Consider the following 8,352-nt stretch of genomic DNA (forward strand, 5'->3'; position numbering starts at 1 on the left):
ATACGAGCCTTATATGGCGTCTGTCAACGGTAAGCGGACCGGAGGGAGCATTAAGGAGTTGATAGACTCACTACACCCGAACCCTCTTGGCATTGTCAAAACCTTTGTTTTGACCTGCCAACCGGCGAGGGAGCCCCTCAAGGAGTTGAGGGGTTGGGGAGTTCGATTGCTGCGATCCAACGTGCTTACGTTGGTCGTCGTTTGGGGGCGAAACCCCAAGGTCTTTGCCATGCGTAGCATGGCTCGGCGAAGCCGAAAAGCCTCGCAGAGCCCTATGTGTTTTGTAACGTAGTGACAAAACACGTATAGGGTTACTTTTATTGACAAACGTTGTCGCTCTGCTAGACTTAGTTTATCAATAATTTTGGGCGGAGTGGTGATATTTTATGTTGGCTTCTATCTCATTTAATCAATCTCACAAAAGCAATATGGCACATAATAACCGAGAAAATATTTATGGAAATCCTGGCATCGATCAGTCCAGGTTAAATGAGAATATTTATTTCGTGCAAAAGGATATTCGAGAGGTTTATAAGGACACATTTAGTGAAGCGGTGGAAGCCTACAATGCGAAGCAAAGTAGGAAAGACCGCAAGATTGAGGATTATTACGAGAAAATCCGAAATGATAGTAAAACACATGAACAGAGAGAGCTGATTGTTGCTATCGGTGAGGGGAAAGATGGTGAGGAATACCGTATGGCGAAGAAATCGGCACTGGTGCAGTATGCAGAGGAATTTCAAGAAAGAAATCTGAATCTAGCAATCTACAACATGGTGCTGCATGATGACGAAGCTAATCCCCATTTGCATATCAATTACGTTCCGAATTTTGAAAGTAAAAGAGGACTGACAAGGCGTGTCGGTATGGATAAAGCCTTACAACAACAAGGCATTGAAGGGAAAGGAACAGAGCTTATCAAACATTGGCGTGAGCATGAGACAGCACGTATTGAGGAACTGGTGAAGGCTCATATTCCAGAGTTTGAAAGGGCCAATGTCGGTTCTCATAAGTACATGAAGGTTCCTCAATTTAAGGAAGCGAAGGAGGCACTTAATCAACTGGAAGCAGAAGGGATTCAAAGGCGTCAGGAGATGAAAAAGGCTGTTTCTGATATAAATGATCTTCATTCTTCTAAAGATGCCTTACAGGCCGAATATGAAGCTCAGAGGGCTGTTGTAAGGGAATTTAAAGAGCGTGGAAGGGGTTTAACGGAGAAAACAGAGAAACTCGCCAATCAGCCCCAATATAAGGCTCCAGAGGTCAAGAAAATTTATAAACCGGAGACTAACACGGACCTTCTTGGAAGGTATATCAAAATCAGAGTAGATGATTATGAGAAAATGATGGCTAGTCAAAAGACTGCTCTAAAGAAACATGAGGTTTTAGCTAAAAACTTTAATGTGATTGCAGAAAAATTGAACGAAGCAAACGTTACTAATCATTATCTTTCTGTGGAATTGGATAAGGCTAAACAGGCAATTCCGGCTCAAACGGAGGATTTCGTTTTGAAAGTCGATCATGAGAAGGTGAAAAAGGCTTTGGAGTTATCTGAATGTCGTCATCAGGAAAAGGACGTACTCATTAAACAGCAGCAAGAACAGATTAAAGATTTAACGCAGCGTCTTAAGCAATTTAAGTCCAAGTGCGTTGACTTTATTAAAGAGAACGCTCCAAAAGCGTTTGATTTGGTGAATTCTCTTGCTCAAAAGCTTAATTTAGTTAAAGACGTAAATAAATCTATTGAGCAGGATAAAGAACATGAAAGAAAATTGAAAAGGCGCAGTTGGGATAATGGAATGGAGCTATAAAAAAAGCCCCTGTAAAAACAGGGGCTTTTGAATAAAATGCCTTGCAATCGCACTTTATTCGTTCTCTTGCTTTTTACTATCGTCATAGTAATTTAAGAGCAAGCTTTTTTTATGATCAGAACCCTTCATCATGATGTTTGGAGAGATCTGCCAAACACCATTTTGAACTTTTGTTATAAAGTTATTTTCTTGTAGCTTCTTCATTATTTTAGCAATAGTAGGCTCTGAAACGCTAGCTTCTTTAGCAATCTTTTTATAAGTTCCTACAAAGGTGTTATTGGCTTGTTCTGTGTTTTCGAGTATGTACACCAATACATCAACTTGCTTTGAATCTGCTAGCCCTAGAATGTGTAAAAAATCCATTAAATAAACCTTCCAAAATTGCTTTTGACCATATGCTCTTTTGGTTATTTGTTCTGCATGAATTTTTTCACCGGTCTCTGTATCGATGTATGTTTTTGATTTTTTCCCCAATAATGTTTGTGTATCAGCGTGATACTCCATATTCTTGTCCAAATTTTTCCCTCCCTTCACACTTAACTATAAATTTAGTAACAACTAAATTTAATATTTATTTACACTTAAAAATACTTAAGTGGTCGCTATAGTTAAGTGCTAAAAACTCAAAAAATCTAGTAATATCAATGGTTTAGTCTACCTTTTTATAAAAATAGCTCTCTTCTATATCCAAAGGGGCTTTTCTCCATGCAAGGTTCGGGTAGTATTTTTTGCCCTTCGGGTTCGCTACGCCAAAAAAATCTCCACCCTTTCCCCCTTGCATGCCGAAATTTTGGCGGTTCTGAACTGTCGCCAAGCCGACGTAATTAAAATAAGGAACTTCGATAATCGGCTTGCTCGTGCCATTGTACCGCCAAAACCGCCAGCTCTTCCGAACTCAAAATAATCTCTTTTTCCATATAATTTCACGCTAAAAACCTTAGGAGAACCCCCAAACCCTGCCTTCGCCTTTACCCTAAAACAAGGGTTTTTTTTGAATACCTAGAATTATTATCATAAACGAGGTGAACACGGTATGAACGAATATGGATCATTTTCTAAAGAAGTTAGTGAACTTTTAAACATCAATGCCAATACATTGCGGCGTTGGTCGATCGAGTTAGAAAAACAGGGGTATGTGTTTGAACGCAATGAAAAAGAACAGCGAATTTATTATAAACGCGATATTGTTGCATTAAGACAATTACAAAAAATGATAAGCGAAAAAGTACCAATGGTAAACGCATGCACGAAGATTGCATCCAAGTATATCAACAATAAAGAGCTAGAACAAACGCTAGACGTTCATCAACAAAAGGGCGTTCAAATTGCGATATCAAAAGAGGAATTACAATCCATGATCGAACAAGCAATCGAAAAGGAACGAGAATCTATGTTCAAAGCATTTGAAGCCAAATTGAATGATGTTGTAGAAAAAAGAGATCGAATATTAACTCAACAGCTGAATCGATCAATGGAAGAAAGGCGATTGGAGATTGCAGCTGCACAAGAAGAAAAAGAAGCAAAAAAATCATGGTGGGGTAAAATCTTTTCAAAATAAAAAAATGTATTTCCGGCTCATTTTTGTTATTATTAACTTACGCTTGCGGCGGCGAGTTTTTTTACGATTTGAGCCTTCATAGGTGATAAAGATAATGTAAATGAAACACTTAAAACAATGTTTTTTAAAGCTATGAAAATGAAAGTATTAAAAGATTTGCAACTAATAAAATAATTTTTAAAATTACAATATCTAGTTAACATAATGAGTGCTGAAAGTGGTGGGAACGATAAAAAAACATGAAACTCAAAAACAAGATGACGAGTATATGTTAAATGATGATGAGGTTTTTGTTCCAGAAGAATTTGCGAATGCACAGAAAGCAACAGGTGATAAAATAGGAATAAAAAACTATAATATCCGTTCTTTTCCCAAATTTGTTAGAATTGCAGGTTATTTGTTTATTTCATTATTGATTTTATTTGTTTTATTGTCTGTTATATTAATAATTATTTTTTAATATTGTTATTAAAAAAAATCCATCCTTTAATTTTAGAAGGATGGATTTTTAGTCTTTTAGAAGTTAGAGAATTACAAGAAACAAAAAAACAACTTGCAGCCACTCAAAAAAAGAAGTGGTGGAAACTGTTTTGAGAAAAATGCCTTTACTCTATAAGTTTGTTATAATTTACTAGAACGAGAAAAACCGCCCTATGCTTTGGTCGGCTAGGCGGTTCTCTCGTATCAAAAAGGTTGGGATTAACCTTTATTTAATTATTTATAATTTTATTCTATCACATACAGGTTAATTCCTTCCACACAAAGGGAGAGAATTATTTATGGCAAAAGTTGTAGACTTTGATAAATCTGAAAAAAATGCTAGAAAAAAAGATTTTGATTTAGAAAGACTTCAATATGCTTTAGATCATGGAGGCATTCCACAAGATTTAATTGAGAATGCTATGGAATTATTAAGTAAGGCTACTGGGAAAGAACTTTACATAGGGACTAAACGCTCACCACAATCGAAAGTGAGGTTTGCTCAATTCTTGCAGAAAAATTGGGAATTTTTAAGACGTGAAAAGTATTTAACCAGTGAAGAAAAGGTTTTTTTAACTGATATTCAATCAAATATCAGTATGCACTCAAATGCTATTGTAGATGACATAATGAAAAAGCCTGCCAATGCTTTAACAATTCAGGGTTTAGCTGACTGTTTAAATACATCACGAACAAAAATTAGTAGAGTAGTAAATGCTTTAATTAAGAAAGGAATCCTTGCCAAAGCTATTTCTGGTGATACTAATAATGTAAACCAAGCAAAAGATTATGTGCTATTTGTTAATCCAAATATTATTTATGTGGGTGATAAAGATGATGTAGAAGAACATCTAGTCTTAATGTTTAAAAAACAAATGAAGGCTAATTTAATATTAAAAAACTTACCTCAAAAATTATTTTAATTAGAGCCTTTAATGGCTCTTTTTTTATTTTCTCACCGTATCAAAAATAATACGGTACCGTATCATTTTTGATACGGTGCTAAATCTCTAAAACTATTGGTATATCAACTTTTATTAACCTTTTAATAGTTATTATACTCTCACTCTCTATATAAGGGCTTTTCTCCATGCAAGGTTCGGGTAGTATTTTTCAAATCGCTTCGCTGAAAAATCTCCACCCTTTCCCCCTTGCATTCCGAAATTTTGCAGGCTTCGTTTACGTCGCCGAACGACCGATATACTGATGAGATATAGATACCGCTCGTTCGCTGACAGCTAGTATAGCCTGCAAAACCGCCAGTGCAACCGTTCTTTATTACATCATTTGTTATATATAGAGACGCTATAAAGGGACTAGCCCCTCTTGGCTTTCGCCAATTCACCCCAGCCTCCTGAGCCAATGCCTGATAAGAGGGAAAACCAAAAACAAGCCTAAATCCTTATTTTAAAAAGGATTTAGGCTTGTTTTTATGCTACTAATGAGTTTAACAAGACTAGATTTGTTAAAAATATTTATTTAGGGATAGAATCAACAATTTATTACATCTAATTTTTTTTATTTTCTTTAGTGTTACTATTTGTTCTTTCATTTGTATTTACGTAATTAATAGCGTTGAAAGCATCTATTAATCCATTTCCATATGAAAACGAATTACCTAAAGGTTTGGAAGTTTTATTTAAAATCTCTCTAATCTCAATGTTTGAAAGGTCAGGTTTTAACTGTATTAACAAGGCTCCTACACTCGATACATATGGAGCTGCCATAGAAGTTCCGTCATAAATAGCATAACCTCCAGGTACTGTACTATTTATTTGAACCCCTGGAGCAACTAACTCAAGCTCTTTCCCTACACTAGAGAATTCAGCTTTATAGTTATTTTGATTCACAGCTCCTACAGATATAACTGAACTATATTTAGCTGGATATGTAATACTTCCTTTTTTACTGTATCCATTATTTCCTGCTGAAGAAACAATAAGAGTACCTCCATTATATGCTTTATCTAAGGCATTCTGTAAAGCAAGTGACTCACTATTGCTTCCAAAACTCATATTAATAATGTTAATATTGTTTAAAATTGCCCACTCAATTCCTGCGATTACATCACTATAGTTACCATCTCCATTTTGATTTAAAACCTTAATTGCATAAAGATCTGCTTCAGAAGCTACTCCCAACATACCTATATTATTATTTAGTGCAGAAATAATCCCTGCTACATGAGAACCGTGACCATTATCATCCATATAATCAGAAGTTCCTTCAATAAACGTTTCTCCACCGACTACTTTAAGGTCCTCATGAGTATAATCAATACCAGTATCCATTACACCAATTTTAACTCCATTTCCTGTACCACCTAGCTGATTAACATCATCAGCGTTGATATGTGGTATACCCCAACCTATTTCTTGACCCATAGCATGTACTTGCGCATCCTTTTCTATATAGGAGATATTAGGATTTTTAGATAAAGCTTGTACTGCCTTATCGGTTAAGTTGGCAGAAACTACTGGTATAAACTTATATTTTTTCTTTATATTACCACCATGTTTATGAATAAGTTTCTCATTAATATCGTTGTTAAAACTAATTAAATAAGATTTCTTAGTAGTTTCAGCTTCACTGATCTCTGGATTAATGAAAGTAATAAACAAAATTAAAATACTTAATAAAGATAAAATTTTCTTCATGTGAATAGATGTCTCCTTAAAAAAATTAAATTACTATTTATTTAAATTTATTGTTTTTAATTAAAAAATGCTTTAAATTCAAAATACTTAATGAAATTTTATATATATTCTACTTACTCTAAGGAGTTGAAGTTTTTGAAACATGTAACAGCATCTATATATATATCGTTTGGATTTTTATTTTATTATTTGCAGGGATTTGATGGCTTTTACAAGTCAGAAACTATGTATATTGTCATTTTTTTATTCTTTTTAACAGGTGTAGTTTATTTGATTAGTGGATTAAAAGATTTAATTAAGAAGTAAAAAAGAAAAGCTTTCCATTAAATTTGGAAAGCTTTCTTTTTTACTTCCATACTAAAACATGTGTATTCGGATGTAATGAAAATTTTGAACTTGGTGATACACTAAATGAAATTCCTGATAGACTAATACCTGGTACAAGTGTGTAGTTTGCTTCTTGATGTGCATAATGACCATAAGCATCAAGTCTATTTGTTGATGTTAATGGACTAACGCTATAATACATATAACTGGATAAATCTTCTACTTTATCAGCGGCACATCCTCCATAAGTTTCAGTGTTTGGAAGATTTATTCTTAACGAATAACCGCCAGCACCTTTTTCCCATTTTGAGCTACCTGTAGAATATTCAGCACTTCCATATTGGTACCCGTTGCAATAGCTCCACGTTTTCCAATTTTGTTTTCCATATTGAGTATTAGGATTTGGTGCCCAATATGATTGATTAATTCCAACACCTGTTACATCAACATATGTATAAAATGGAATTTTATCCCAATTTACATTATTTTTTAAACGATAATTATTATAGGATAAGTAAATGATTGAAGTTGTCATTTTTTTATATGAAGTACTTGTAGAATCACTTGCAGATTTTGAAACAGATCCAGTTGATTCATTTTCTTTAGCTAGTTCTTCATAATAAGTTTGTTCATCCAAATTTACTATAGTTGGTTTTGGTGAAGTGTTTTCTTGTGTTGATAATTTAGATTGAATCGGTTCAGTTATTTTCAAGTATTGAGTAGTTGAACCTATTACTTTACCTTTTAAATTTTTATTCAAATCAAATTCTTCTTTATCCATATTTTCAATATCTTCTTTTGTAAAACCTAAAGATATTAAATTATTAAATTCTTCGACTGTTAATTCTAAATTATTTTTGTTCTTTACTACTTTTCCTTCATCTTTCTCTTTTGCTGAAGCTCCAGCTGATCCAAAGATTGATAATACTAGGATGAGCAAAGCAATTGAAAAAAATTTACTTTTCACTAAAAATTCCCCCTAATTCAAATAATATTCTAATTTACCTAATTATAGTAACATAGATTTAATACAAAAAACTTATTAATGTATTTTTTGTTAAAAACTAGTAATTGTTATACAACAGGTTTAGGAATGGTTAAGGAATATTATGGTGAATCAAATTATTTATGGATATTAAAAAATATTCATCTTATAAATTATTTCTATTAGTTAACATAATGAGTCTTATGAGAAGCAGCGAAAAAATAAAAAGGCGGAATTCGTCCATATTTGGGCAAATTCCGCCTTTTTGCGTTTGGGAAATAACGAAAAAACAGTCTCTATAATCTAAAAGCAAAACTTGTGATTACTTCGTTTTTCTCTTGGATCCTACCTTTTTATCAAATTGACAAAAAAGATGTATTATGGTCAGTTTTTCTTCGAGAGAAAGAGCAAAACAAAAATCTAAATAAAAGTTTAATAACATCATACTAATGCTGTAGAACGCCTTAAAGGCGTCTCTGTTGCTTTTAAGGCAACTAAAGGTATTTAAACAAGGGGTGACCTCTTAAAAGGGAT

At 33.6% G+C, this 8,352-nt stretch carries 9 protein-coding genes; 6 read left to right on the forward strand and 3 right to left on the reverse strand.

Annotated elements, in window-relative coordinates; all coding sequences use genetic code 11:
* The first annotated feature begins 386 nt into the window (after positions 1 to 386).
* On the forward strand, positions 387 to 1,811 hold the full coding sequence (locus ACTYA4_RS21920) for a plasmid recombination protein (protein WP_445505862.1): 1,425 nt from the start codon (positions 387 to 389) through the stop codon (positions 1,809 to 1,811).
* A 54-nt stretch (positions 1,812 to 1,865) separates the two neighbouring features.
* Here the strand turns inward: ACTYA4_RS21920 and ACTYA4_RS21925 are convergent, their stop codons facing one another.
* Positions 1,866 to 2,327 (reverse strand): replication/maintenance protein RepL, encoded by a 462-nt coding sequence (locus ACTYA4_RS21925; RefSeq protein ID WP_445505863.1) that lies wholly within the window; start codon positions 2,325 to 2,327, stop codon positions 1,866 to 1,868.
* A 517-nt stretch (positions 2,328 to 2,844) separates the two neighbouring features.
* Between ACTYA4_RS21925 and ACTYA4_RS21930 the strand changes: the two genes are divergently transcribed.
* From ACTYA4_RS21930 to ACTYA4_RS21945, 4 genes are all read left to right on the forward strand, one after another.
* Entirely contained in the window at positions 2,845 to 3,369 is a 525-nt protein-coding gene (locus ACTYA4_RS21930; RefSeq protein ID WP_445505864.1) for a MerR family transcriptional regulator, read from the forward strand.
* 217 nt (positions 3,370 to 3,586) lie between these two features.
* Positions 3,587 to 3,829: a hypothetical protein gene (locus ACTYA4_RS21935; RefSeq protein WP_445505865.1), complete on the forward strand. Its 243-nt coding sequence runs from the start codon at positions 3,587 to 3,589 to the stop codon at positions 3,827 to 3,829.
* Between the two features lie 2 nt (positions 3,830 to 3,831).
* Positions 3,832 to 3,963: a DUF3967 domain-containing protein gene (locus ACTYA4_RS21940; RefSeq protein WP_445505866.1), complete on the forward strand. Its 132-nt coding sequence runs from the start codon at positions 3,832 to 3,834 to the stop codon at positions 3,961 to 3,963.
* Positions 3,964 to 4,148: 185 nt separating this feature from the next.
* Entirely contained in the window at positions 4,149 to 4,772 is a 624-nt protein-coding gene (locus ACTYA4_RS21945; protein WP_445505867.1) for a MarR family transcriptional regulator, read from the forward strand.
* A gap of 585 nt (positions 4,773 to 5,357) precedes the next feature.
* On the opposite strand, the gene ACTYA4_RS21950 is transcribed toward ACTYA4_RS21945, so the two are convergent.
* The gene (locus tag ACTYA4_RS21950; protein WP_445505868.1) at positions 5,358 to 6,506 is read right to left on the reverse strand and encodes a S8 family peptidase; all 1,149 of its coding nucleotides are present in this window, start codon (positions 6,504 to 6,506) and stop codon (positions 5,358 to 5,360) included.
* Between the two features lie 135 nt (positions 6,507 to 6,641).
* On the opposite strand from ACTYA4_RS21950, the gene ACTYA4_RS21955 reads away from it, so the two are divergent.
* A complete protein-coding gene (locus ACTYA4_RS21955; RefSeq protein WP_445505869.1) occupies positions 6,642 to 6,812 on the forward strand; it encodes a hypothetical protein in 171 nt (56 codons plus the stop codon).
* Between the two features lie 40 nt (positions 6,813 to 6,852).
* Here ACTYA4_RS21955 and ACTYA4_RS21960 read toward each other — a convergent pair whose 3' ends face one another.
* Positions 6,853 to 7,800, reverse strand: a complete 948-nt coding sequence (locus ACTYA4_RS21960; protein WP_445505870.1) for a hypothetical protein — start codon at positions 7,798 to 7,800, stop codon at positions 6,853 to 6,855.
* Positions 7,801 to 8,352 lie beyond the last annotated feature (552 nt).

The sequence above is a fragment of the Niallia yueguangensis genome, from assembly GCF_052663115.1.

What these genes read in the sequence shown, in the direction of transcription:
- ACTYA4_RS21920 (WP_445505862.1), top strand. Translation starts at nt 387, where the DNA reads ATGTTGGCTTCTATCTCATTTAATCAATCTCACAAAAGCAATATGGCA.
- ACTYA4_RS21930 (WP_445505864.1), top strand. Translation starts at nt 2,845, where the DNA reads ATGAACGAATATGGATCATTTTCTAAAGAAGTTAGTGAACTTTTAAAC.
- ACTYA4_RS21945 (WP_445505867.1), top strand. Translation starts at nt 4,149, where the DNA reads ATGGCAAAAGTTGTAGACTTTGATAAATCTGAAAAAAATGCTAGAAAA.
- ACTYA4_RS21950 (WP_445505868.1), bottom strand. Translation starts at nt 6,506, where the DNA reads ATGAAGAAAATTTTATCTTTATTAAGTATTTTAATTTTGTTTATTACT.